The organism is Clostridium intestinale (genome assembly GCF_035905475.1).
Lineage (GTDB): Bacteria > Bacillota > Clostridia > Clostridiales > Clostridiaceae > Clostridium_T > Clostridium_T intestinale.
The window spans coordinates 549459-574408 of record NZ_CP121166.1; the positions used below are offsets into that span (position 1 = coordinate 549459).

Here is a 24950-nt window from a genome sequence, read left to right on the forward strand (position 1 = left end):
ACGATATGTTATATATGTGACAATAAAACCATGATAATATAGAAACATAAAGAGAAGCGCTTTTTTTCTATATAGAGGGAGGGAAAAAACATGGATAACTTAACTGCTAGAAATAAAGATCTTATAAAGATAATGTTAAACGAAGAGGAATATAAACCAATGAGTTATTATTCTAGTATTCTAAATGTTTCTCCAAGAACTTTATATAGTGATATTAATGCAATTAATTGCTATATAAATGAATTCAAAATGGAAGTTGATAGAAGACCTGGTCAAGGAATTAAGTTAATAGGGGATTTAAATGAAAAGATTGAATTACTACATTCTCTTAATTCTAGTAATGAAAAAGAACAAAGTTTTTCTACTAAAGAAAGACAATTAGAAATTGTAAAACTTCTTTTGCTAGAAGAGAAAACGATATCGTATCAAAAGTTATCTGATTATTTTTTAGTAAGTAAAACTTCTATAGCAAAAGATATGGAGTTAATCAGCTCATATGTAAGTGAAGAGACTGTTATAATACAGTCCAATAAAAAAGGGACAAAAATAATAGGAAGCGAAGTCCAAAAGCAATATTCATTAAAAAAGTATACAAATATATTAATGGAAGAAAATAATTGTTTTGGAGAAGAGGATTTTTTTAAGTCTGCACCAGCAGTATTGAAAAAAATTTATCCAGCTAAGATTGTAGATATTTCATTTAAATTAGGGAATGAAATTGAAACAAAGCTTAACATTTCTTTATCAGACTATTATCTTAAGTCCTTAATTATAACACTTATAATTTTGATATTTAGAATCTCTAAAAGAAATCACATATATTCAGAAAGAAATTTTGTTTTTGAAGAAATAAAAACCTTGGAAACTTATATAGTTGCAAAAAACATACTAGAAGTCATAGCTAAAGAACTAAATATCAGCTTTTCAGAAACAGATATAGATTATTTAAATAGACAACTTATGGCTCATGGATTAAAACCTAAATTGAAAAATGAAACTGAAACTAAACGTTATAAAAAAATTGTTAAAGACATGGTTAAAGAAATGAGTGAAGTAATGCATGTGGATTTAACTAGGGATGAGAAACTATTAGATGGAATCATGTTTCATCTAATCCCTATGGAGTACAGATTAAAGATGGGGATAAGGATTCAAAATCCGTTGCTAAGTGAGATAAAGAGCCAGTATTCAGTTACTTTTAGTGCTACATGGTACATCATGGCTAAGGTTGAGAGTGAATTAAATATAACTCTTACAGAAGATGAAGTAGCTTTTATCATGGTACATTTTCAAGCAGCGATAGACAGGAATACAAGAGTGAAAAAGATACTCATAGTATGTCCAACAGGAATAGGTTCATCAGAGCTTATTGCAAACAAGATAAAAAGATTTCTACCAGCTCAGGATATAGTTGAAGTAGTACCCATGAGAAAGATATATGAAAATGATATTGAAAATGTAGATCTCATAATTTCATCTGTTCATTTGGACATAACTAAGAAACCCATTATATATGTTTCACCACTAGTAACAAACATTGATTTGAAAAATATATCTAATTTTTATGCAGATATTTTCTACAAAGAGAATGATTTAGGTGAAAAGATAGAGCAATATAATTTCAAATACATTCCTCAGATATTGGATAAGGAAATGATTTTTGTTGATAAAGACTACAATTCAAAGGAAGAATGTTTATTTGAGATGATAAGGGCTATGGAAGAGAAGGACATAGTATATGAAGGTTTTAAGGAATCTATTTTAGAAAGAGAGAGGCTTGGAACGACTTCATTAGAATCAGGGGCAGCCATTCCTCATGCATCTCCTGAAACAGTGAAAGAAAGCAGAATAGCTATTATGACGCTAAGAAAGTTTATTCGCTGGGATAATAAATATGTAAATACAATCATCTTAATTTGTATAGCTAATAAAGACATGCACAAGGTTAAGAGCATATTATCAGAGATATACCAAATTGTAGAAACTAAAGACACTATTAGTCATTTATTAGTAGGAAAAAAAGAAAAAGAAATAATCGAACTTTTAGGAGGTGCTGCAAGTGATTAATAAAGATTTAATAATATTAGACTCATATTTAGAAACAAAAGAAGAAATAATCCAATTTTTAAGTGAAAAAGCTTATAACTTAGGATACACTACTAATTTAGATAATTTTATTGGAGCAGTAAGAAAGAGAGAAGAGGAATTTTCTACAGCTGTAGGATATGGAGTTAGTATCCCTCATGGAAAATCTGAGGCTGTCAATGAAGCATTTATTGCCTTTCTTAGATTAAAGAATCCTATATTGTGGGATGATGAGGGGCATGGACCAGTTAAACTTGTATTTTTACTTGGGGTTCCAGAAAGTAAAAAAGAAACTCTTCATTTAAAGATATTAGCTCAAATTAGCAGAAAACTTATGGATGAGGACTTTAGAAATAATCTTGTGGAAGAGAATGAAAATAAGGTTTATGAATTATTGATGCAAATTGAAGAAAATATAAAATAACTTTAAGGGAGGATTTAAAAATGAAAATAGTAGGAGTTACAGCATGCCCAACAGGAGTTGCACATACTTATATGGCGCAAGAGGCATTAGAAAAGGAATGTAGAAGAAGAGGATATGAAGTTAAAGTAGAAACTCAAGGAAGTATAGGAATAGAAAATGAATTATCACAAGAAGAAGTTGACGCAGCAGATGTTGTAATACTAGCGGTAGCTGTATTTATAGAAGGTGAAGAAAGATTTGAAGATAAATTAATCTTAAATGCAGATGTTAACGATTCTATTTCTTATCCAGGTAAGGTTATAGATGAAGCAGAAAAACTATTCAGAAATAATCAATAATAAAGGAGTAAGAGAAAATGAAATTTAAAGCAGTTTTAAAAGAAATTCAGAAATCTTTTTTAAGTGGTGTATCCTTCATGATGCCAGCTGTTGTAGCAGGTGGAATCATGCTTGCAATATCATTAGCTACTGGTGATAAGACTGAAACAGGGGTTGTTGTAACAAATCAACTGATGAAACAAATAAATGTTTTAGGTAAAGGCGCTTTTGCTATGATGATTCCTATTTTAGGTGGATATATATCTTATACAATTGCAGGTAAACCTGGACTCGCACCTGGTATGATACTTGGATATATAGCTAATAATCCAGTAAACGTAAACGGGGTTGACGTAAAATCAGGATTCTTAGGAGCTATGCTTCTTGGAGTTGGTGCTGGATATTTAGTTAAATGGATGAAAGGCTGGAAGGTAAGTAAAACCGTTAAGACTATTTTACCAATTTTAATTATACCGACAATATCCATCTTTGTACTTGGACTAATATATATTTATGTAATAGCAGGTCCTTTATCTATATTCATGAATGGGCTTACAAGTATTATGAGTAGCTTAAATGGAAGCAGTGCAATATTACTTGCTATATTTATTGGATTGTTTGGTGAAGTTGATATGGGTGGTCCTATAACAAAATCTGTATCTATGTTTACTTTAGCATTAATGAATGAAGGAATATATGAACCAAATGGAATGTTTAGAATAGCAGTTGCTGTACCACCTTTAGGAATATTTTTAGCAACTCGTTTCTTTAAAAATAAGTTTAATCAAGGAGATAAAGATACAGCTGTAGCAGCTGGTATCATGGGATTAATCGGAATTACTGAAGGAGCTATACCTTTTGCTGTAGCTGATATGAAACGTGTACTTCCATCAACAATGATAGGAACAGCGGTTGGATGTGTAGTAGGCGCTATAGGAAAGGTAAAATGTTATGTGCCACATGGTGGGTTTGTAGTTTTACCTGTAGTAGAAAATAAGCTTTGGTTTGTAGCTGCGATCATTATAGGATCTTGTGTTACTGCAGTATTACTAGGGATATTAAAACCTACTATAGAAGAGCCAGCAAAATAAAATAAGAATTTGGGAAGGTGAAGATATGAAAGAAAGTATAGTTAGATTTATAGAAGAAAATAAAATAATAGCTATTTGCAGAGGAATTTATGCACAAGACTTAGTTAATTTAGTTTCTGCATTAAGTGAAGGTGGAGTAAAATTAGTAGAAGTTACCTTCGACCAAGGAGATAAGGATTGTATCAATAAAACTTCTGAAGCTATTAAGCTATTAACTTCAACTTTTAAAGGAGAGGTTAAAATTGGAGCTGGAACAGTAGTTACTCTTGATCAAGTTTTTGCAGCAAAAAATGCAGGTGCTGAGTATATATTATCACCTAATGTGAATAAAGAAATAGTACAAGCTGCCAATCAATTAGGCATGGTTACTATACCAGGAGCCATGACACCAACTGAAATATTAGATGCACATTTTGCAGGAGCAGATTTTGTTAAGTTATTCCCAGCTGGAACACTAGGATTAACTTATGCTAAGGATCTACTTGGACCTATTAACAACGTTAAGTTTATTGCAACTGCAGGTGTAACTCCAGATAATCTAGGAGAGTTTTTAAAATTAGGTTTTGCAGGAGCAGGGATAAGCAGTTACCTTACAAATAAGAAGTTAGTAAATGAAAATAAGTTTGACATATTAAAGGAACACGCTAAGGAATTAGTAGCAATTTCAAAAGAATTATAAAAGGATGGTGAAGATATTATGAAATTTTTCTTAGATACAGCAAATGTAGATGAAATTAAAAGAATTAATGAATTAGGATTAGTAGATGGAGTTACAACAAATCCTACCATAATATCAAAAGAAGGTAGAGATTTTGAAGAGGTTATAAAAGAAATTTGTAGTATCGTAGATGGACCAGTTAGTGCGGAGGTAATATCTTTAGAAGCAGAAGGTATGGTAAAGGAAGCTAGAGTTTTAGCTAAATGGGCATCTAATGTAGTAGTAAAGGTTCCTATGACAGAAGAAGGTTTAAAAGCAGTAAATATATTATCTAAAGAAGGAATCAAAACAAATGTCACATTAATATTTACAGTAGCTCAAGGATTAATGGCAGCAAAAGCTGGAGCAACTTTTGTAAGTCCTTTTTTAGGCAGATTAGAAGATATAGGCACAGATAGCTTGGCTTTAATAAAAAAATTAAGAAAGGTATTGGACTTTTATGGATACAAATCAGAAATAATAGCTGCAAGCGTAAGAGGATTAAAACATGTAGAGGATGTTGCTGAAGTTGGAGCACATATAGCAACTATTCCAGGTAGTTTATTCCCTAAATTGTGGTCTCATCCACTAACTAATAATGGAATAGAGCAGTTCTTAAGTGATTGGGAAAACTTCAAGAATAAAAAATAAAGTATCTATCAAAACATAAGATTTATAAACATTAGTAAGAAAAATATGCCAAAATATTTATTTTCCATAACTTAAAGTATATAATTAAGTTAAGTACAGGAATACTAATGTTGAGTTTCAAAATGAAGAAGGAGGAATGAAAGTGTTCGATAATGTAGATCAATTAGCAGTAAATACAATACGTACTTTAAGTATGGATGCTATTCAAAAAGCAAATTCAGGTCATCCAGGATTACCAATGGGAGCAGCTCCTATGGCATATGCTCTTTGGAGCAAACATCTAAAGGTGAGTCCAAAATCTTCAAAGTGGGTAGATAGAGATCGCTTTATTTTATCAGCTGGACATGGATCAGCTATGCTTTATAGCTTGTTACATTTAGCTGGATTCGATGTAACTATAGATGACTTAAAAGAATTTAGACAATGGGGAAGTAAAACACCAGGACATCCAGAGGTTCATCACACTCATGGAGTTGAAGCTACTACGGGACCACTTGGTCAAGGGATAGCAATGGCTGTAGGTTTTGCTATGGCAGAAGCCCATTTATCAGCAGTTTATAATAAACATGAATATGAGGTGATAAATCATTACACATATGCTATTTGTGGTGATGGAGACTTGATGGAAGGTGTATCACAAGAAGCAACTAGTATGGCTGGACATATGAAACTTGGAAAACTTATCTTACTTTATGATTCAAATGATATATCTCTTGATGGGCCTACATCAAAGGCATTTACAGAAAATGTTGGAAAACGCTTTGAAGCTCAAGGTTGGCAATATATACTTGTTAAAGATGGAAATGATTTAGCTGCAATATCTAAAGCTATAGAAGAAGCTAAGTTAGAAAAAAATAAACCTACCATAATAGAAGTGAAAACTGTAATAGGTTTTGGGGCACCTAATCAAGGCACATCAAAAGTTCATGGTGCACCACTTGGAGCAGAAGGGGTACTTCATGCTAAGAAGAGCTATGAATGGGCCCATCAAGATTTTGAGGTTCCAGAGGAAGTAGCTAAGAGATTTAAAGAAACTATTGTGGCTTCAGGAGAAAATGAAGTAGAGAAGTGGAAAAATCTATTTGATGGATATAAAAAAGCTTATCCAGAACTTGCAGCTCAGTTTGAAGAGGCATTTTCAGAAGAACTTCCTAAAGGATGGGATAAAGATTTACCAGTATTCGAAGAAGGTTCAAGTGCAGCTTCTCGTGTAACTAGTAATCAAACTATTCAAACACTCGCAAAGAATATTCCTAACTTCTGGGGTGGTTCAGCAGATCTATCATCTTCTAATAATACTATGATAGCTGGACAAAAAGATTTTGAACCAGGTCAATATGAGGGGCGTAATATATGGTTTGGAGTTAGAGAATTTGCCATGGCAGCAGTTATGAATGGAATTGCATTACATGGTGGAACAAGAGTTTATGGAGGTACATTCTTTGTATTTGTAGATTATATAAAAGCAGCTATTAGACTAGCAGCGCTACAAAATCTTCCTGTAACTTATGTGTTAACTCATGACTCAATTGCAGTTGGAGAAGATGGGCCTACTCATGAACCTATAGAGCAACTATCAAGCTTACGTGGATTACCAAACTTAAATATAATTCGTCCAGCAGATGGTAATGAGGTAGTTGAGGCTTGGAAACTTGCAATAACTTCAAAAGATCATCCAACATTATTGGTACTTACTCGTCAAAACTTACCAGTAATTCATGGAACAAAGGAATTAGCACCTGACAATCTTAAAAAAGGTGCATATGTACTATCACCTCAAAAAGGAGCAAAACCTGAAGGTATATTAATAGCAACTGGATCAGAAGTTAACTTAGCAATAAATGCTCAAAAAGCTTTATTAGAAAAAGGTAAGGATGTTTCAGTAGTATCTATGCCAAGTATGAATTTATTTGAAAAGCAAGATAAAGCCTATAAAGAATCTGTACTCCCTAATGATGTTCGCAAACGTCTAGCTATAGAGATGGGAGCAAGCTTTGGTTGGGAAAGATATGTAGGACTTGATGGAACTACACTTACTATTGATCATTTTGGAGCAAGTGCACCAGGACCAAAGGTAATAGAAGAGTTTGGCTTTACTGTAGAAAATGTAGTTAAAAAATATTTAGAATTATAATATAAAAAGGATGTTGTGTAGAGCAACATCCTTTTATTTTTTAAAACTTTTCAGTTTTTGCATCATCAGTAATTAGATAGTGATTTTCATGAGACATAGTTGACAGGCTGATGTCACAGAAATATGATATTATGAAATTAATAAAGGAGGGAGAGAACGGTGAGGCTACATAGGTTACTAGGAATATTATCTATAATGTTATCTCGTGAAACTATTCCTGCAAAAGAACTATCAGAAAAGTTCAATGTATCAATTCGCACTATTTATAGAGATATTAAGGTAATAGAGGAATCAGGTATTCCACTATATACTGTTCCTGGAAATGGTGGAGGAATAGGAATTGTTCCAGAATACAAACTTAATAAAAGCGTGTTATCAAATGATGAAGTTAACTATCTTATGACAGGGATATCTGGATTGAAAACTATAACAGATACAGACAAACTTCAAATTTTGTTATCCAAGCTGTCTCCAGCTAATAATTACATAACGGATGATTCTGATATAATTATTGATTTCTCATCTTGGAATAAAAATACTACCGAAGTTTTAAAGAAAAAGATCGATATAATTCGTATTGCTATCATGAATAAAAACTATTTGAATATAAAGTATATCTCTTCTCGTAAAAAATCAAATCTAAAAATTGCACCGTCAAAGGTAGTTTTTAAAAACTCATCATGGTATTTATTTGGTAAAAGTTTAAGTCATAAAGAATTTAGGTTTTATAAAATCAGTCGTATAGTAAAAATAAATACAATAAACGAACAGTTTGTCGAAGAAAGTACTGAGATTCCTATTAACTGGAGTGATGATTTTGATGATTACAGTGGAGAAAAAATAATACTGGGTTTTGATAAATCTATGGAGTATCAAGTGATTGATATATTTGGTGAAGATGGTTATATGAAGGATGAAGATGATTGTATAATTGTTAAATTCAATTGCTCTAATAGAGACTGGGTAATACACTTTGCGTTAAGTTTTGGAAATAAAGCTAAAATTATTTATCCAACGGACTTAAAAGATAAGTATTTAGAGTATTTGAGAGAAATAATTAACAAAAATAATTGTTGACAGTATGATGTCAAAGGTAAGTAGTATGATATTAGAAAAAGAAGAGTAGATCTTATGTTAAATACTTATGTGGCAGAAATATTTAAACATAAATAATTTAGGAGAGGATATAAAGGAAATAAATATCTACAAATAAAAAGAAAGGCGGATGAACATGCAAGAATATAGTAATAAAGATGTTTTGATTAATGAAATAAAGAAAAGAGCTGATTTATTTATTAATGAATTTAATGGTATTGCAGAAAAGGATAAAGATACTAGATATGATGAGGTTGATAGAACTCCACAAGAGATGATAGCGTATCAACTTGGTTGGATGGGATTACTTCGTAGCTGGGATAGCGATGAGTTAGAAGGGAAAGAGGTTATTACTCCAACAACCGAATATAAATGGAACAAGTTGGGTGCCTTATATCAAAGTTTTTATGACAAATATAAGGATAACTCATTGACTGAGCTTTGTGAATTATTTACTGATGAAGTTGATTCGCTTACTGAATGGCTGAATGAATTTAGTGATGATGAGATATTCAAACCTGGAGGCAGAAAATGGGCTTCATCAACAAGTTCTAACTGGCCTGTATGGAAATGGGTTCATATTAACACTGTTGCTCCATTTAAATCTTTTCGTACTAAAATACGAAAATGGAATAAAATGTATTCTGAATAGTAAGTTTTCTTTACTTTACTTACTTTTTGAAATTAAGGCAAAGTTTAAATTAACAGCTGTATACTCTATATTTAAGAGCATACAGCTATTTTTTATATGAACTGATTTTATTATGAAGTATTATTAATAAACATAAAAAACTCTTGCTCATGACGTAACGTCGTATATTATAATTAACTTAAGGGGTGGTAGAAAATGGAGAATATTAAAATGATGACAGTAGGAGAACTTGCAAAAGAAGCTAATGTTTCTGTGAGAACTCTTCAGTATTACGATAAAATAGATATTTTGAAACCTTCAAGTTTTAGCGAAGGGGGAAGAAGATTATATAATAGTAAAGATATGGCGTTACTTCATCAGATAATTACCTTAAAATCGTTAGGGTTTTCTTTAAATGATATAAAGGATAGAATAATGCCTGTTAATAAGCCAAGTGATGCTACTAAAATACTAAATACTCAGGCAGAAATAATTAGAGATAAGATATCTAAGCTGCAAAAGCTAGAAGAATCTATAAACATGTTAAGTGATGAAATAAAAGAAACCAACAATATTGATTGGTCTAAATATGCGAAAATGATGAATCTGGTAAATGAAAATAATGAGTTTTATTGGGTGGTTAAACATTTAGATGAAAATACGCTAAATACTTTGGTTGAGGGTTATGAAAATAATAAAGCTGACACTTCTATAGATTGGTGGAGATCAGGTTGTGAAAAGGCTATTGAACTTGAAAGTAAGGGTATATCTCCAGAAAGTTTTGAAGGGCAGGAACTTGCCAAGGAGTGGTGGGGGAACATCATTAAGTTTACTAATGGTGATAGTGAGGTGTTTGGAAAGCTTATGGATTTTCGTGAAGATGTAGATAACTGGCCAGAAGATTTCAAGATACTTTTGAAAAAGGCAGATGCTTATATTAATAAAGCATTAGAATCGTATATTATAAAAAACAATGTAGAAATTCCAGAAGGAATAGGAGGGGAATAAAATGTGTGTAGCCTTAAAGGTTAATAATCTAAAGAAAAGCTATGGAAATTTTGAAGTTTTGAAGGGGATTGATTTTGAAGTAAATAAAGGGGAGATATTTGGAATACTTGGACCAAATGGAGCAGGAAAAACAACAACCTTAGAATGTATTGAGGGAATAAAGTCTTTTGATAGAGGAATTATTGAGGTTTTTGGTAAGGACATAAGGAAAGATAGTTCTTGTGAAAATCTAATAGGAGTTCAACTACAATCCACTTCACTGCAAGAAGATATAACTGTACTAGAAGCTATGAAGTTTTTTTGTAAGTGGAGGAAGTTAGAAACCAGATTTGATCTTTTAGATAAGTTTGGGCTTAAAGAACAGTACAAAAAACGTTATAGAAACCTATCTACTGGACAAAAAAGAAGACTTCATTTGGCTTTGGCTATAGCTAATAATCCAAAACTTCTAATATTAGATGAACCTACAGCTGGACTAGATGTTGAAGGAAGAGTAGCTCTTCATGAAGAGATAAGAAAGCTTAAGGAGGAAGGTGTAACTATAATATTAGCAAGTCATGATATGGCTGAGGTTGAAGCCTTATGTGATAGGCTTGTGATAATAGTTAAAGGTGAAGTTAGAGCCTTGGGCAATTCTAGAGATATAGTAACAGAAGGTCAAAAAGAAAAGAAGATAGTGGTTAGAACCATAAATAATTCACTTCTAAAGTATACTGGATTCAAAAATTCTAGTATTGTAGATAAAACAAAAGATAGCGTAACTTTATTATCAGAAAATTTAACTGAAGCAATTTCAGAGATTGTAGATATTGTTAAAGAAGAAAAAGATTTTCTAGTAGATTTAAAGGTTGAAAGTTTATCTTTAGAAGAAAGATTTATAGAGCTTGTAAATACAAAGAAAGAGGTGGTTTAATATGAGTGAGATATTATATAGTGTTTGGCTGCAATGTAAGTTAGATATTAGAAATAAAAATGTTCTAATTGTATATTATATTTTGCCCTTAATATTCTTTTTAATTATGGGTTCAGTGTTTACTACAATAGATCCAAATGCTAAAAGCAGAATAATACAGTCCATGAGTATAGTGGCGATTTCAATGGCAGCTTATCTTGGTACACCAGTACCAATAGTAGAAATATTCTCATCAGATATCAAGAAAACTTATAAGGTAGGAAACATTCCTCTATGGGTAATATTGTTAACATCCTTTCTATCGGCATTAGTTCATATACTAATAGTTTCAGCAATAATCTTTATAATTTCCCCTATAATTTTTAAAGCAGATATGCCAAATAATATATTGATGTATTTTTTGTTCTTAATTTTAGTAATCTCAGTTAGTTCTATAATAGGAATTTTAATAGGGCTAATATCAAAAAGTAATACTGTTATGACCATGTTTTCGCAATTTATATTTCTTCCATCAATGATTTTAAGTGGAACTATGTTTCCGAGAGAAATGCTTCCAAGTGTTATAGGAAAGATTTCAAATATACTTCCTGCAACTCATGGAATGAATATTTTAACTTCGCTAGGTGATGTGAATTTTAAATTAATATCCCCACTATTTTTAATAGGAGTTGTATCATTAGGAATTTTAGTTCTTGTTTATAGAAAAATACAGATAGATTAATAAAAATATAAGTAAAAATGGTTGTTACCGAAGTAACAACCATTTTTACGCGCGAAAAAACCATTGACCTATAATCTTGTCAGTGGTAAAATTGATATCTAAAGCAAATAAATATCTATATAAATTAACTATAACATATTTTAAAGAGAAAGTCAATAGTAAAATATAAAATTTTAGGAGAGGATTTTTATGGAAGAAAATAAACTTATGAAAATTTCTGACTCTGTAGTAACTAAACAGACTTTTATGGAGATTAAAGCCTTTAATGAAGAAACTATAGAATATGGATTAAAACTTTCCGATGAGGACATAAAAACCATATTAAGAACAAGAAGTGAGTCCTTAAGGAATAATGGTAGAGTTGAGTTTGGTGGAGCAATAATTAAAAATATCATAGAAGTATTTTGTGATTCACCATACATTTCTCAATATAACTATTTGGAAACTTTAGATGAGCTTATAGAAATTTTTTATTACTACAAAAATGAAACTTTAGATTTTATAGGTGATGATGAATTAATAGAAATCATGAAAAATTATTTTGACAATGAGTGTCAAGGATCTCTAGAACAGCTAAGAGATAAGTATTTAGATTCCATAGCTCACAATATTAAATATGGAGTAAAAGATTATTTGAAGATTGATGATAAAGAGGAGGATCAGGAGGAAGATGAACAACAAGATTATTAATAAAGAAGATCTACTTGAAAATCAACTAAATGATGAGCATTATCTTCAATCTCTGTTACAAGTTTTGCACTTAAACAGATTTTTAACCATAGAAGAGGTAGAGAATACCCAACTCCAGATTTTAAATATTTTAACTGAAACCTTAGGTTATTATACTAGAAATGAAAGTTCATCGGTGCGAGTTGAGGTTGCAGATAAAATCATGTTATCTATTTATTACACAATAGGCCTATCACTTAAAAAAGATGCCCATGTTAATGCTAAGCTAAGAGCAATGAAACAGCTTAAAATCAAGAAACTATTTAATGATGGAGAAGAAATAATCAAAGAAAAAGTAAAAGAATGTGGAAATCTATTAAAACAGGTGCAAGAAACAAGACTTAAAACTATAAATTATGCCTATGTAGATACTTTGGAGTATGGAATTCCCTTATTTTTTAAGGAGTATGATGTTAGGTTTGGGGCCCATGAAACTCAAGGGTCTATAGATTATCCTCTTGGATATGATGAAATGAAACTTGTTGGAGTTGAGTATATAGAAGATTACTTAAAGAAAATTGATATGGAAAATAAGTTTTGTTCTTATTTTAAACAAGAAGACATAGAAGCTTTACTAAAAGGCTTTAATGTTCAATCACATCATCTGCTTATCAATATCTTCACCCTTGTACTCACGAATTCACTCGGGTGTTCATTAGCTGGAAAAGAAATAACAAAATTAGATATCAGCGAAGGGGATAGAGTATATCTAAAGGATAAATTAGAAACATCTCATGATTTCAATAAAAGTATTTATGATGGAACAGAAAAGATAATCAAGAGTTTATCTATTGAAAATGAAAATATGATTGAATATATAAAAATAGTTATAGAAAAACTCATACCACATATAAAAATTAGTTTAGAGAATGATAGGTTAGAAATGATATTCCTTAGTTTAGATAAATCATCTGAAGATATCATTGAATATGAAGATGGGGAAAGCCTAGACAACAGCATATTTAAAGAAATAACAGAAGAAATCAGAGATTGTGAAGATGTGAAAGAAAAAATAGAGATAATCAGGGAAGAATTTCATAGCCTAAAGGATTTAGTTGATGTATTAGGTGCTGATTGCATTTTTGAAGATGAGTTTATAGAGCTTTTCAAGGTATTAGATGATTTTGAAATAGCTTTGCTTTTAAAAGAAATATCTAATGAGTATGATGAATATGATTATGGTACAGAAAGTGAAAAAGAGTGGCATGAAAAGCTACATCAATATCTAGATATGATGGATTCAAAAAGAAAAGAAGAAATAATAAAACTGTCTAAAGGGGTCAATGTTTAATAAGGTGGATTCATTTCTAGAGTTTTTTCATATAATACATGGAACTTTTAAATAGGGAGCTGATATATATGAAGAAATATGAAAGCCTTGAGGCTGCAGTGAAGGCTAGTGAAAATGAGGAGTTAGAAGACACGTTTTTAGTTGATGTCAATCTCAGTGAAGAAACAACACATAAAATATTAGAAATAATAAAGGTTCATAAAGACCCTGATATCGGTATGAGCAGTGTATTAAATGAGGCTATATGTAGCTACTATGATAATGAAATCAATAAGAAGAAAACTAAGAAAAATAAAAAAGATAAGGAAGTTAAAAAAATCAAAAAAATAGATCCTATAAATATTGATAATGATGGGGAAGAAGAGTATGAAGTGGGTGGAACTTGGTTTGATGGTGAGGTTGAATCTGGTGGAAGACTTGTAAGAGAGTATTTCTTTGATGGGTTAACAGAAAATACTGTAGAAAAGAAAAAAGATAGTAAAGAAGCTTCAACGGAGAATAAAGATAATCCCTTTGATGACGAAGTAAACTTAAATGCAAATTATGAAGATATGAGACTGTCTTTAATTAAGGAATATCTTTATGATACAGGAAATGAACTATATGATGAGACATCAAAACTTTCAAAAGAAGAGTTATTAAAAAATCTTGATATGATTGATGATGAACTAAGACCTAAGAACATAGGCCTTTTGATGTTTTCTGATAGTCCAGAAAAATTCATTCCAGGTTGTCAACTTGAATTAGTTCATTTTCTTGGAACAACTTGTGATGACTTTATAGAAAAGAAGTTTCATGGGCCTATACATGAGCAAATAAGAGCAGTTTTAAGTTATATAGAGAATAACTTAATAAAATTAAAAAATATAGATGGAGAGATATTTTTTAACTATCCGTTAAAGGCAATAAAAGAAGCCATAATAAATGCTTTTTATCATAGAAATTACGCACAAAATACCCCTATAGAAGTGAGGATAGATAAGGAAAAGATTGTAGTTGTAAGTTATCCTGGCCCAGATAAGTTTATAGAAAAAGAAGATATAGATAAAGGAGAAGTTACAGCTAGGATTTATAGAAATAGAAGAATAGGTGAGTATTTAGAAAGTTTGGGACTTGCAAATGGAAATGCTGTTGGATTAGCCAGAATGATAAAAGCCATGAAAGATAATAATTCATCAGAGCCTATATTTGAAACTGATGATAGCAGGGCATATTTCATAGTCAAATTATATGAAAACACTTGTTATTTTGATGATGAATATCAAGACTTATACATTGATGAAAAACAACAAAAAGATGTTTTAGTAAGCGTAATTGAAGACCAGATCTTAGAACTTTTGTCTGATGGGCCTTTATCAAAAAAAGAAATATCAGAATATCTAGGATATGAAAATGTACCAGGAAATATAAAAAGATCATTATGTAAGTTGTTAGAAAAGAAGCTTATAACCTATACGATACCTGAGAATGTAAGAAGTAAGGCGCAGAAGTATAGGATTACGAAATAAACATTTAAAAAATAATTATTGATATTTAAGAGCAAAAACTCTTGGGAAGCAGGAAGTCTTGTAGCTGCAATCCAAGAGTTTTTAGGCTGATATAATTAGTTATTCTGCTATTAAACCATATAAGGCTATGTCATACATTGTTTTTAAACCAGAATTAAAACTTATTTGATTTTGAGCTGTAAATTCAAAATCAAGAAGTTTTTTTAATGTTTCATTAAACATCAATTTAAGAATTACAGTATCTACATCTTTTAAAATTTTATTTTCTATTCCTTGTTCAACTAGCTCCATAAGTTTATCCCAAATAACGTTCATATACATATCAACTTTAGCGTTCAAGTTTGGATAATACTTTTGTAAATCATCTTTATGACGAAGTATATTGCCTATATTGTATACATCTGGAGTAGCTTGAAAACAGAGCTTGATTTTTTCCTTAATAGAAAGTTTTTCATCCTCAATTATAGCACTATCAGAATTAATTATTTCTAAGAAAAAAAAGTCAATAGTTTTCTCAATAATGTCGCTTTTATTTGAAAAAGAGGAGTAAATTGTGCGTTTGCTTGTGCCTAAATCTCTAGCTAAGTCTTCAGTTGTAAATTTACACCCCTTATTTCCAAATAATTTTAAGATTTTTAAAAACATATCGTTATTCATAACACTCATCCTACTTAAATATTTTTGACCATTCTATAAAGATGATAGGGTTCCTTTTCTATAAAATCCACAACTTCATAGCCTAGGTTTTTATATAATTTTAAAGCTTTGGTATTTTCCTTCTTTACAGTTAAAGAACATTTTTTATAATTGTTTAACCTAGCTTGATTTTCAGCAAAATCTATTAATTTTGAACCTATTCCATATCCACGACTTTCAGGTAAGGTAGCTATTGCACCAATATGATATTCATCATTTCTTCCTTCTTTTAAATCTACAATTGATAACGCTGCACCTAAATTTAAAATAGAATGTTTTATTAAATCCCATTTTCTTAATTTTAAAAGTTTATTGATTGTAGGTACAGCCAATTTATTCATTACAGAAACTGGATAACAAGTAACCATTCCAACTGTGTTAGTATCTATTTTAGCTTCAAAAGCATATTCATGACTAAATCTATTTGACTTCGATTTCCATAATGAGTTTAATGTGTGCTCAATAATAGAAGAATTTCTTGTACCAACCAATGTATGAGTCATATAGTCAAGAGCTATATGACTAAGTTTTCCGCCAACATTTGAATTTGGATTTCCTGGTGTTATTAGTATTTCAGACATAATTTATTTCCTCCTTGTTTTGTGGTACTAAAAAAGTTTTATTAGTACCATTGTACAATATTAAATTTTTTTGTCAATACATTAGTTAATGCATTGACAAAAAAAATCGTGGTATAAAATATGAGGAATAATTACTTTTTTATATAATATTTATCTTTGGTATAATAAAATAAAACTCTGTATATTTCCCTTTTTCACTTATAACTCCGTATTCAAAGTTATGAAGTTTCAAAATCTCACTGCATATAGCTAAGCCAAGACCCATTCCACCGCTTTTTTGACTTTTGTAATATCTTTCCCAGATATTAGATGCATACTTTTCATCAATGCCTTCTCCATAATCTTTTACAGATATTCTTATATTATCTTGTTCTTTAGTGGCTCTGAGTTCTATTTCTCCACTTTCATAGCTAAATTTTATTGCATTATCTATAAAATTATAAATTACCCTGTATAAATAATTGCTATCAGCATAAATATCCATATCAGATTCTAGTAACCTTATTTTTAGTGAGAGATTTTTATTTTGAAGATGAATCCTAAATGAGTTTTCAAAATCCTTTAGAAATTCACTTAAATTGATGTTTTCTTTTTTTAATATATCTATTCCCTTTTGTAGCTTTGAAAGCTGTAATATATCCATTACAAGCAGGTTTAACCTATCAACTTCTTTAATTATTTCTTTTAGATACTCCTTTTTATCTTTTTCTTCTAACATATCATCATAAATGGCTTCACTATAATTCCTTATAACACTTAGAGGTGTTTTAAAATCATGAGATACATTTGCAATAAAATCACGTTGCATAATATTTTTCTTTTCTATTGAATCTGCCATTATTTTAAGGCTATTAGATAAATCTTCAATTTCATCCTTAGTGTTTGTCTCTACATCAATATCAAAATTCCCTTGAGTTATGTCCAGTGCTGCTTTTTGAAGCTTAATTATAGGTCTAGTAATTCTTTTGCCTAAAACAGATACAACAGGTATTGAAATAATTAAGGCAATTAAAAATATGATAGATAAAATTATATATGTGGACGTCATATACTCAGTAGAAAACTTATTGTTTTGAAGAATAATTATATCTCCTATATCAGTGCTGTTTTTATAATATAGAAAATCTTGGTTCATTGGACTTGTGTATTTACCTTTTTCTTTTAAATCCTCAAAAGTAGTGTTTTTCATAATAGACATCATACCCATTTTTGAGGAAGAAAGAGTAGTTATCTCTCCATTTTTTACAAGGAATGCACTAGAAATTTGATATTCTGATACTATATCTGAATACTGATTTCCAGACTTAATTGCTTCATATATTTTATTTGAAGCTGTTTTGAGCTCTGAATACTGCATATTAACATAAAAATATGATAAAAAAATACTACTGGTTAAAAAACAAAATATAACTACTAAAACAATAATTCCACTGAAGTATCTTATGAGTCTTAATGTTAGTTTTCCCATAATGTTTCCTCCGATTATTCACTTTTAATCTGTAATTTATATCCCACACCCCATACTGTTTTTATATGTTTATTACAGTATTCAATCTTTTCTCTCAAATTCTTTATATGAGTATCCACAGTTCTGGTATCTCCCATAAAATCATAAGCCCAAACTTTTTGCAAAAGCTGCTCTCTTTTAAATACCTGCTCTGGATTTTTACATAGGAATAGTAAAAGATCAAATTCTTTTGGAGTTAAAGTTATTTCACTTCCATTTTCAGTGACTATTCTTTTCTCCTCTGAGATATCCATATCTTCGAATTTATAGCTTTCTTGTTTTTCAAAGGCATCTTTTCTTATTCTAAGTTTTGCCCTAAGTATAAGCTCTTTCATACTAATTGGCTTAACCATATAATCAATTGCACCAAGCTCTAACCCAAATATTCTATCTTCTTCTTCCCCTCTAGCTGTAGTTATAATTACAGGAGTGTCACCTATATTTTTAATTTTTCTTAAAAGCGACCAGCCATCTTTTTTAGGCATCATTATATCTAAGATTATTAAATCATAATCCCCTTCATCAATGGCTTCTTCACCTTTTTCACCATCATTCATAACTACTACATCATATCCTTCATTTTTCAAATAAAGCATCATAACTTCAGCAAGCTTTTTTTCATCTTCAATTATAAGAATTTTTCCATTCATATAAAGATTCCTCCTTTACTGCTTACTTCTAAAGATACATCCTTTTATAGTTACATTCTAGTGATATTCTTAAACTTTCACAATTCTATCACAATTATCTCATAATTTACTCAAAATATGTCTTTATTATATAGATATAGGGTTCACCTAAATAAACAAATTAAAAGGAGAGTTTTTTATGAAAATCAAAAATATTATATTAGCTTTATCAATAGTATCTGTAATTGGGGTAGGTACAACTGCATATGCAGCTACAACTAATTCCCCAGCTGAAAGTAATTTATATAACCAAAGCTGTTCAGGAGCTGGATTAGGAAGGGTTGCAAACCTACGTGGTAATGATATCTTAAGAAGTCTTTTAAACAGCAAAGGTGTTTCAGAGGTGGAAATTTCTTCAGCATTAAATTCAGGTAAAACTCTACATGATCTTTTAACTGAAAAAGGAGTTACTGATGAGGAAATTAAAGAATACATGGTAAATGAGAAAACAAAGGCTATAGACGAAGCTGTTTCTAGCGGTAAAGTTACAGAAGAGGAAGGCAATCAATTAAAAGAAAATATAAATGAGAATTCTTTAAATTGCACTACTCCTGGTGAAGGAAATGGCAATATGATGGGTACTGGCAATAGAGGGAATGGTTCTGGAAGAGGAATGGGAATGCATCGTTTATAACTTTAAAAGTGACAGTAAGTAGCTTTGTTTTATGTGGCTATATAAAAAGTACTCCCTATATGATAGAAACTAAAAGCTTTATCATATAGGGAGCATTTTATTCTGGAATTAAATTGTTTTGGAAAATATTGCATCTATTGATTAAACTAGTAATCAATATTAAAATATTAATCCCCAAAATGCCCTGAAGCCGCATAAACACTATATATAGTTATATAGATATATAGCAAAATATATAGCTATATATATTCCTCAGGAACTTATAACTACAGCATATTTCAGATAATATATTATTTTTATCTTTACAAAAAAAGTGCTCCAACTACGATAATCATCATAGTTGGAGCAAAAATTACTTCTAATATTTAATCTATTAATTATAAACTGTCTTAGTAAACCCTATCTCCATTAAAAATAGAGTTTTTAACTACAACATAATCAACATTTCTTATAGCATCAAGTTTATTTCCACCTGCATAAGATATAGAAGATTGAAGATCTTGTTGCATTTCTATTAGAGTATCTTTTAATGAACCTTTATATTCAACAAACATTTTTTTACCTTCAACGTTTTTCTTTTCACCTTTTTGGAATTCTGATGCTGAACCAAAGTATTCTTTATATAACTTTCCGTCTCTCTCCATAGTTACTCCAGGTGATTCTTCATGACCTGCAAATAATGAACCTATCATAACCATAGTTGCACCAAATCTAATTGATTTAGCTATATCACCATGAGTACGAATACCACCATCAGCTATAATTGGTTTGCTTGCAGCTTTTGAACACCAACGAAGTGCAGCTAATTGCCATCCACCAGTACCAAAACCGGTTTTTATTTTAGTTATACATACTTTACCTGGTCCTATTCCAACCTTAGTTGCATCAGCTCCAGCATTTTCAAGTTCTCTTACTGCTTCAGGAGTTCCTACATTTCCTGCAATAACAAAGCTTTTAGGTAAAAGAGCTTTGATGTGTTTGATCATATCTATTACTGCATTTGAATGACCATGAGCTATATCAATTGTTATAAATTCAGGGCAAAGTTTTTCATCTGCTAATTTTTCAACAAATTTATACTCTTCACTCTTAACTCCAACACTTATAGACGCAATTAAATTACGACCTTGCATTTCCTTAATAAAATCAACTCTTTTTTCAGGATTAAAACGATGCATAATATAAAAATAGCCGTTTTCAGCTAAATAAGTAGCTATATTTTCATCTATAATAGTCTGCATATTTGCTGGAACTACAGGAAGTTTAAAGGTATGTCCACCAAGAGTTACAGTGGTGTCACATTCTGAACGACTGTTAACTATGCATTTATTTGGTATCAGCTGTATATCTTCATAATCAAAAACATTTTCCATAAACAACACCTCAAAAAGTAAAAATTTAGACTTCTCACATGATTGTTAGTATGTGAAGAAATTTGTCTATCTATGTACTAAATATAGATTAGATATTAATCATATGTCAAGTTTATGTTAATGTGAGAAATTTAGTAGTAAAAACCTAAATCAAGCTATATAATTGATATGATGGGAAATAAAGGAGGAATGAGAATATGGTAACTTACAAAAATCTTTATGAAAACGATAATATTGAAATTGTAGAGTCTAAGGGAGACATAAAAGTTCTTGAATATAGAAAGGACTTAAGTGTAAATTTTCAAACTGCTATTAACTCTTATTATGCATCACAAATGAATATAAGAAGGAGACAAGTTCTTATTGAACTTAAAGGAAATTCTTATGTTATAAGTGCAGGGGCAATGCAATGGACAGCAGGAAATGTCACTATGGGTGCTGATGTAAAAGGGCTTGGTGATTTGTTTGGCAAAGCTCTATCTTCAAAGGTAACAAAAGAATCAGCAATTAAGCCTAAGTATAATGGAAATGGATTATTGATGTTAGAACCTACTTATAAACATATTCTTTTAGAAAATGTAGAGGATTGGGGCGGCATGGTTTTAGATGATGGATTATTTTTAGCTTGTGAATCTACTGTTCAACAAAAAGTAGTAACTAGAACTAATATATCGTCAGCATTGTTAGCAAAGGAAGGTTTATTTAATCTATGTCTTAAAGGAAGAGGAGTTGCAGTTTTAGAAAGTCCTGTTCCAAGAGATGAGCTTGTAGAGCTTATAGTTGAAAAAGATGAAGTTAAAATTGATGGAAACTATGCAGTAGCTTGGTCAGACACCTTAGATCTTAGAGTTGAAAAATCAGGTAAGAGTTTAATAGGTTCAGCTGTTTCTGGTGAAGGTTTAGTTAATGTGTATAGAGGCTCAGGAAGAATATTACTTGCACCTGTTGCTTATTAAAAAGCGAGAAAAATTAAAGATGAGTAAAGAAATAAGTTCTTTGCTCGGATGAATAAAAGATTAATATAGCTTGTATATCTCATTTGAGATATACAAGCTATATTTTTCGTCTATTGACAATAAGCTATTAAAAGGGTAATATATGACTATATAAAAATATTTAGTCATATATCATAAGGAGGCAATTTATTATGCCAAAAGGATTTACTGGAGATGAAAAGAAGATTATCAATGAAAAGCTAATAGGAGAGTGCAAAATAAATTGGCAAAAGTATGGATATAAGAAAACTAGCGTAGATATTCTTTGTCAAAACATTGGTATTTCAAAGGGCTCATTTTATAGTTTTTTTGATAGCAAAGAAGCATTATTTTATGAGGTGTTAAAAAATACATTAGAAAAACTTTATGCTACTGTAGAAGAAAAAATTTCTCAAAAGAAAAATAAATATGGAGTTGCTGATGCATTGAAAGAAATATATCTTGAATATAGTCAAAGTAGTTTCATGTATGATGTAAATAATCCTGATTTTTTAAGCTTTTATAATAAACTTAATACTGAGCAAAGAAGTGAGATGGAAGATAGAAGCCATATTGGTGCCAAATTCATGATTAACAAACCATTTCTTTCTTTAAAGGTTGAGGAAGACTTAGCCATTTCTCTTTTGTTTGCAATGTTATCTACAGTATCTCAAAAGGACAATATGTTGTGTGATGGCAAAAAAGTATTTGCGTTTATGATTGATAATTTAATAGATGATATTTTTGAATAGGAGGTTGTGTTTTGAAAAAATTTGATGTAAAGGAACATACTAAAAAATACTATGAAATTTCTAAAAAAGCTGGTAATGGAACTTTTCCAAACAAGAAAATAGCTAAAGCTGGATCAGTTGTAGGCCTTGGAATAGGTGGCATTTTATTAAGTGTTGGAATTATAGGGGTAGCTACAGGAACTGTTTATGGATTAGGTGCTTGCATAGCAGGGATAACTACAGGTGCATCTAATATATATAACCTAAAGCGTATTAAAAGAAATAGCTAAGGTTAGAAAAATATAGATTTAAATTAAATAATTAATAAAATAATATAACCTCTCATCTTTGAATTATTAAGATGAGAGGTTTCTTAATATATAATAAAACAATGTAAATAGATAAAATGATTAAAGGAGGATTAAAGTAATAATGAAAATTATGAATACATTAAGATACAAGTTACACTTTAATTGTGCAAATGTTAATCTGTTCAGTATTAATAGGAAAATCTATAATAAAATCAATGAAAGAAATCGATTTCTAAAGGAGGGGTATGAGAGTGAGAATATATCATATAATGAAAGATTTTCAAGAAAGTATAGAATTTCTATCAGTTGATTATTTCACTAAAAAGTATAAGGTTTCAAAAAGAACCATCCAAAATGATATTGCTTATCTCATACATATTTCATCAAAGAAAGGTTTTAAATTGCAGCAAAAAAGAGGGACAGGATATTTATTAGAGATATTAGATGAAAAGAAGCTTGATGATTTTATGAAATCAATAGATTATGATGAAGCCTTAGAAGTTAAAGATAGAATAAAAAGTATATTAGCCTATTTGTCCATGGAAATTGGATTTACAACTATGGACAAAATAGCTGAAGTATTTGAGGTAAGTAAATCCTTAGTTAAGAAGGATATTAAAGAAGTAGAGAAATTGGCTGAGGACTATGATCTTAAGCTTGTAAAAAAGTCACACTATGGAATTTATATAGATGGAAGTATGAAGCAAAAGAAAAATATAATTATAAAGTTTATTTTTGATGAAAATAAGCTGGTTATAGATGAGCTTGGAAAAATTATAGAGGATGAGACCTATAGAAAGATTGAAAATAAACTAATAACTGAACTAAAGAACAGTAATTTAAATATTAATTACAACGAATTAAGGCATATAACAGCTTGGCTTATGATTACCATCTACTCAAATGTAAAATTAAAAACTTCAATTCCACCCTTAAAAGAAGAGGAGGATGTTTATTTCAGAATATGCAGTTCAGTTATAAATAAAATATCAGAGATTTATAAGGTTGGATTTAAACATGAAGAAGCTTTAGAGTTTGTGGAGTTAATTAAAAGTAATGTAAGAGTTAGAGAACTTGAAAAAACTCTATCTACTAATAATTTAGAAAAGGATATTGATGATTTTTTAGAAAAGATTGATAAAGAATATCATAAGGATTTTAAAAGCGATGAAAATTTTAAACAGATGTTGTTAACCCATGTATCGCTATTAATTCAGAGGCTTAATAGAAAAAAGTCCTACAAAAATTCTCTTATAGATGAAATTTGCATTAAGTACCCAATGACTTTTAATATCGCAATTAAATTTTGCGATATGCTATCAGAAAATTATCATGTAGAAACCACTAGAGATGAGATGGGCTTTTTAGCTACCTACTTTGCTTTCCATATGGAGAAAGAAACTAACTCTAAGATGAATAGGTTTAGCAGAATTGCAGTGGTTTGCTCTAGTGGAGGAGGAAGTGCTTATATAATTAAGCTCAAGCTTGAAACTTTATTTGATAATGCAGAAATTAGAGCTTTTTCTTTCTTAGATATAGAAGAGATAGAGAAGTTTATGCCAGATCTTATATTTACAATAAAGGACTTAGATTTAGAACTTAATTTTAAAGCTCCTGTTATTTATATAAAAGAACTTTTGGATGATATGGATATACTTAGGATTAAACAAGTACTTAGCTTTGATCAATATGATAGGTTTTCTTTAGAAGAAAATAAGGACTTATATTATACCTCCCTTTATAAAAAAGATTATTTTGAAGTAATAGAAGGGTCTATAGAGTATAGAAAAGTTCTAGAAGATATGTCTGAAAAAATTGAAAACAGCGGTTATGGGGGAGAAAATTACAGCCAATATGTAATACAGAGAGAAGATTATTTAAGCACTATTTATCTAAATGGAGTAGCACTTCCTCATCCAATTCAAATGTGTGCCAAGAAAAATTTAGTATCTGTTGCAATATTAAAAGAGCCTTGTATATATGAAGGGAAAGAAGTCCGAATTATATTTATGATATCTTTAACGAAAGATGGATACGAGCTTTTAAAGGATGTTACTAAGAAGTTATATGAAATTATGAATAAAGATGATTTAGTAGATGAGTTATGTACTACAAAATCTTATGAGCAGTTTATGGCTGTTCTAAATACATGGAGATAG

At 30.2% G+C, this 24950-nt stretch carries 25 protein-coding genes; 20 read left to right on the forward strand and 5 right to left on the reverse strand.

Translation table 11 applies throughout. The features are described from left to right. The first annotated feature begins 90 nt into the window (after nucleotides 1–90). From P8F83_RS02680 to P8F83_RS02750, 15 genes are all read left to right on the forward strand, one after another. Nucleotides 91–2067 (forward strand): BglG family transcription antiterminator, encoded by a 1977-nt coding sequence (locus P8F83_RS02680; RefSeq protein ID WP_326513334.1) that lies wholly within the window; start codon nucleotides 91–93, stop codon nucleotides 2065–2067. Further along, nucleotides 2060–2509 carry a PTS sugar transporter subunit IIA gene (locus tag P8F83_RS02685; protein ID WP_326513335.1) on the forward strand — a complete coding sequence of 150 codons (450 nt, stop codon included), beginning with the start codon at nucleotides 2060–2062 and terminating at the stop codon, nucleotides 2507–2509. The genes P8F83_RS02680 and P8F83_RS02685 overlap by 8 nt, the downstream gene beginning before the upstream one ends. A gap of 20 nt (nucleotides 2510–2529) precedes the next feature. Continuing rightward, complete coding sequence (locus P8F83_RS02690; protein WP_073017443.1) at nucleotides 2530–2847, forward strand: PTS fructose transporter subunit IIB; 318 nt, start codon at nucleotides 2530–2532, stop codon at nucleotides 2845–2847. A gap of 17 nt (nucleotides 2848–2864) precedes the next feature. Then, nucleotides 2865–3917 carry a PTS fructose transporter subunit IIC gene (locus P8F83_RS02695; RefSeq protein ID WP_326513336.1) on the forward strand — a complete coding sequence of 351 codons (1053 nt, stop codon included), beginning with the start codon at nucleotides 2865–2867 and terminating at the stop codon, nucleotides 3915–3917. A gap of 25 nt (nucleotides 3918–3942) precedes the next feature. After that, a complete protein-coding gene (locus P8F83_RS02700; RefSeq protein ID WP_326513337.1) occupies nucleotides 3943–4596 on the forward strand; it encodes a bifunctional 4-hydroxy-2-oxoglutarate aldolase/2-dehydro-3-deoxy-phosphogluconate aldolase in 654 nt (217 codons plus the stop codon). A gap of 18 nt (nucleotides 4597–4614) precedes the next feature. Then, on the forward strand, nucleotides 4615–5265 hold the full coding sequence (fsa, locus tag P8F83_RS02705) for a fructose-6-phosphate aldolase (RefSeq protein WP_326513338.1): 651 nt from the start codon (nucleotides 4615–4617) through the stop codon (nucleotides 5263–5265). 142 nt (nucleotides 5266–5407) lie between these two features. Next, nucleotides 5408–7399, forward strand: a complete 1992-nt coding sequence (gene tkt / locus P8F83_RS02710) for a transketolase (protein ID WP_326513339.1) — start codon at nucleotides 5408–5410, stop codon at nucleotides 7397–7399. Nucleotides 7400–7558: 159 nt separating this feature from the next. Then, nucleotides 7559–8476: a helix-turn-helix transcriptional regulator gene (locus tag P8F83_RS02715; RefSeq protein ID WP_326513340.1), complete on the forward strand. Its 918-nt coding sequence runs from the start codon at nucleotides 7559–7561 to the stop codon at nucleotides 8474–8476. Nucleotides 8477–8630: 154 nt separating this feature from the next. Then, on the forward strand, nucleotides 8631–9146 hold the full coding sequence (locus P8F83_RS02720) for a ClbS/DfsB family four-helix bundle protein (RefSeq protein ID WP_326513341.1): 516 nt from the start codon (nucleotides 8631–8633) through the stop codon (nucleotides 9144–9146). Between the two features lie 195 nt (nucleotides 9147–9341). Continuing rightward, a complete protein-coding gene (locus P8F83_RS02725) occupies nucleotides 9342–10133 on the forward strand; it encodes a MerR family transcriptional regulator (protein ID WP_326513342.1) in 792 nt (263 codons plus the stop codon). 1 nt (nucleotide 10134) lies between these two features. Continuing rightward, the gene (locus P8F83_RS02730; RefSeq protein WP_326513343.1) at nucleotides 10135–11046 is read left to right on the forward strand and encodes an ABC transporter ATP-binding protein; all 912 of its coding nucleotides are present in this window, start codon (nucleotides 10135–10137) and stop codon (nucleotides 11044–11046) included. A 1-nt stretch (nucleotide 11047) separates the two neighbouring features. Next, entirely contained in the window at nucleotides 11048–11767 is a 720-nt protein-coding gene (locus P8F83_RS02735; RefSeq protein ID WP_326513344.1) for an ABC transporter permease, read from the forward strand. Nucleotides 11768–11956: 189 nt separating this feature from the next. Further along, complete coding sequence (locus tag P8F83_RS02740; RefSeq protein ID WP_315107804.1) at nucleotides 11957–12457, forward strand: DUF6323 family protein; 501 nt, start codon at nucleotides 11957–11959, stop codon at nucleotides 12455–12457. Then, nucleotides 12438–13787, forward strand: coding sequence for a DUF6179 domain-containing protein (locus P8F83_RS02745; protein ID WP_326513345.1), 1350 nt, complete (start codon nucleotides 12438–12440; stop codon nucleotides 13785–13787). The genes P8F83_RS02740 and P8F83_RS02745 overlap by 20 nt, the downstream gene beginning before the upstream one ends. A gap of 68 nt (nucleotides 13788–13855) precedes the next feature. Further along, nucleotides 13856–15295 carry a Fic family protein gene (locus P8F83_RS02750; protein ID WP_326513346.1) on the forward strand — a complete coding sequence of 480 codons (1440 nt, stop codon included), beginning with the start codon at nucleotides 13856–13858 and terminating at the stop codon, nucleotides 15293–15295. Between the two features lie 99 nt (nucleotides 15296–15394). On the opposite strand, the gene P8F83_RS02755 is transcribed toward P8F83_RS02750, so the two are convergent. The 4 genes from P8F83_RS02755 to P8F83_RS02770 all read right to left on the reverse strand — a co-directional run bounded on the left by P8F83_RS02755 (nucleotide 15395) and on the right by P8F83_RS02770 (nucleotide 18729). Beyond that, nucleotides 15395–15952, reverse strand: coding sequence for a TetR/AcrR family transcriptional regulator (locus tag P8F83_RS02755; RefSeq protein WP_326513347.1), 558 nt, complete (start codon nucleotides 15950–15952; stop codon nucleotides 15395–15397). A 14-nt stretch (nucleotides 15953–15966) separates the two neighbouring features. After that, the gene (locus P8F83_RS02760) at nucleotides 15967–16572 is read right to left on the reverse strand and encodes a GNAT family N-acetyltransferase (protein WP_326513348.1); all 606 of its coding nucleotides are present in this window, start codon (nucleotides 16570–16572) and stop codon (nucleotides 15967–15969) included. Between the two features lie 139 nt (nucleotides 16573–16711). Then, nucleotides 16712–18040 carry a sensor histidine kinase gene (locus P8F83_RS02765; RefSeq protein WP_326513349.1) on the reverse strand — a complete coding sequence of 443 codons (1329 nt, stop codon included), beginning with the start codon at nucleotides 18038–18040 and terminating at the stop codon, nucleotides 16712–16714. A 14-nt stretch (nucleotides 18041–18054) separates the two neighbouring features. Beyond that, entirely contained in the window at nucleotides 18055–18729 is a 675-nt protein-coding gene (locus P8F83_RS02770) for a response regulator transcription factor (protein WP_326513350.1), read from the reverse strand. Between the two features lie 178 nt (nucleotides 18730–18907). On the opposite strand from P8F83_RS02770, the gene P8F83_RS02775 reads away from it, so the two are divergent. Continuing rightward, a complete protein-coding gene (locus P8F83_RS02775) occupies nucleotides 18908–19402 on the forward strand; it encodes a hypothetical protein (protein WP_326513351.1) in 495 nt (164 codons plus the stop codon). A 389-nt stretch (nucleotides 19403–19791) separates the two neighbouring features. Here P8F83_RS02775 and guaC read toward each other — a convergent pair whose 3' ends face one another. After that, nucleotides 19792–20775: a GMP reductase gene (gene guaC / locus P8F83_RS02780; protein ID WP_326513352.1), complete on the reverse strand. Its 984-nt coding sequence runs from the start codon at nucleotides 20773–20775 to the stop codon at nucleotides 19792–19794. A 197-nt stretch (nucleotides 20776–20972) separates the two neighbouring features. Between guaC and P8F83_RS02785 the strand changes: the two genes are divergently transcribed. From P8F83_RS02785 to P8F83_RS02800, 4 genes are all read left to right on the forward strand, one after another. Continuing rightward, entirely contained in the window at nucleotides 20973–21731 is a 759-nt protein-coding gene (locus P8F83_RS02785; protein ID WP_326513353.1) for an AIM24 family protein, read from the forward strand. Between the two features lie 191 nt (nucleotides 21732–21922). Then, complete coding sequence (locus tag P8F83_RS02790) at nucleotides 21923–22501, forward strand: TetR/AcrR family transcriptional regulator (RefSeq protein WP_326513354.1); 579 nt, start codon at nucleotides 21923–21925, stop codon at nucleotides 22499–22501. A gap of 11 nt (nucleotides 22502–22512) precedes the next feature. Then, complete coding sequence (locus P8F83_RS02795) at nucleotides 22513–22770, forward strand: hypothetical protein (RefSeq protein WP_286909463.1); 258 nt, start codon at nucleotides 22513–22515, stop codon at nucleotides 22768–22770. Nucleotides 22771–23042: 272 nt separating this feature from the next. Then, nucleotides 23043–24950, forward strand: a complete 1908-nt coding sequence (locus P8F83_RS02800; RefSeq protein WP_326513355.1) for a BglG family transcription antiterminator — start codon at nucleotides 23043–23045, stop codon at nucleotides 24948–24950.

What these genes read in the sequence shown, in the direction of transcription:
- P8F83_RS02755 (WP_326513347.1), bottom strand. Translation starts at nt 15,952, where the DNA reads ATGAATAACGATATGTTTTTAAAAATCTTAAAATTATTTGGAAATAAG.
- P8F83_RS02700 (WP_326513337.1), top strand. Translation starts at nt 3,943, where the DNA reads ATGAAAGAAAGTATAGTTAGATTTATAGAAGAAAATAAAATAATAGCT.
- P8F83_RS02775 (WP_326513351.1), top strand. Translation starts at nt 18,908, where the DNA reads ATGAAAATCAAAAATATTATATTAGCTTTATCAATAGTATCTGTAATT.
- P8F83_RS02765 (WP_326513349.1), bottom strand. Translation starts at nt 18,040, where the DNA reads ATGGGAAAACTAACATTAAGACTCATAAGATACTTCAGTGGAATTATT.
- P8F83_RS02720 (WP_326513341.1), top strand. Translation starts at nt 8,631, where the DNA reads ATGCAAGAATATAGTAATAAAGATGTTTTGATTAATGAAATAAAGAAA.
- P8F83_RS02785 (WP_326513353.1), top strand. Translation starts at nt 20,973, where the DNA reads ATGGTAACTTACAAAAATCTTTATGAAAACGATAATATTGAAATTGTA.
- P8F83_RS02730 (WP_326513343.1), top strand. Translation starts at nt 10,135, where the DNA reads ATGTGTGTAGCCTTAAAGGTTAATAATCTAAAGAAAAGCTATGGAAAT.
- P8F83_RS02790 (WP_326513354.1), top strand. Translation starts at nt 21,923, where the DNA reads ATGCCAAAAGGATTTACTGGAGATGAAAAGAAGATTATCAATGAAAAG.
- P8F83_RS02680 (WP_326513334.1), top strand. Translation starts at nt 91, where the DNA reads ATGGATAACTTAACTGCTAGAAATAAAGATCTTATAAAGATAATGTTA.
- P8F83_RS02690 (WP_073017443.1), top strand. Translation starts at nt 2,530, where the DNA reads ATGAAAATAGTAGGAGTTACAGCATGCCCAACAGGAGTTGCACATACT.
- fsa (WP_326513338.1), top strand. Translation starts at nt 4,615, where the DNA reads ATGAAATTTTTCTTAGATACAGCAAATGTAGATGAAATTAAAAGAATT.
- P8F83_RS02760 (WP_326513348.1), bottom strand. Translation starts at nt 16,572, where the DNA reads ATGTCTGAAATACTAATAACACCAGGAAATCCAAATTCAAATGTTGGC.
- P8F83_RS02770 (WP_326513350.1), bottom strand. Translation starts at nt 18,729, where the DNA reads ATGAATGGAAAAATTCTTATAATTGAAGATGAAAAAAAGCTTGCTGAA.
- P8F83_RS02740 (WP_315107804.1), top strand. Translation starts at nt 11,957, where the DNA reads ATGGAAGAAAATAAACTTATGAAAATTTCTGACTCTGTAGTAACTAAA.
- guaC (WP_326513352.1), bottom strand. Translation starts at nt 20,775, where the DNA reads ATGGAAAATGTTTTTGATTATGAAGATATACAGCTGATACCAAATAAA.
- P8F83_RS02750 (WP_326513346.1), top strand. Translation starts at nt 13,856, where the DNA reads ATGAAGAAATATGAAAGCCTTGAGGCTGCAGTGAAGGCTAGTGAAAAT.
- P8F83_RS02745 (WP_326513345.1), top strand. Translation starts at nt 12,438, where the DNA reads ATGAACAACAAGATTATTAATAAAGAAGATCTACTTGAAAATCAACTA.
- P8F83_RS02725 (WP_326513342.1), top strand. Translation starts at nt 9,342, where the DNA reads ATGGAGAATATTAAAATGATGACAGTAGGAGAACTTGCAAAAGAAGCT.
- P8F83_RS02695 (WP_326513336.1), top strand. Translation starts at nt 2,865, where the DNA reads ATGAAATTTAAAGCAGTTTTAAAAGAAATTCAGAAATCTTTTTTAAGT.
- P8F83_RS02735 (WP_326513344.1), top strand. Translation starts at nt 11,048, where the DNA reads ATGAGTGAGATATTATATAGTGTTTGGCTGCAATGTAAGTTAGATATT.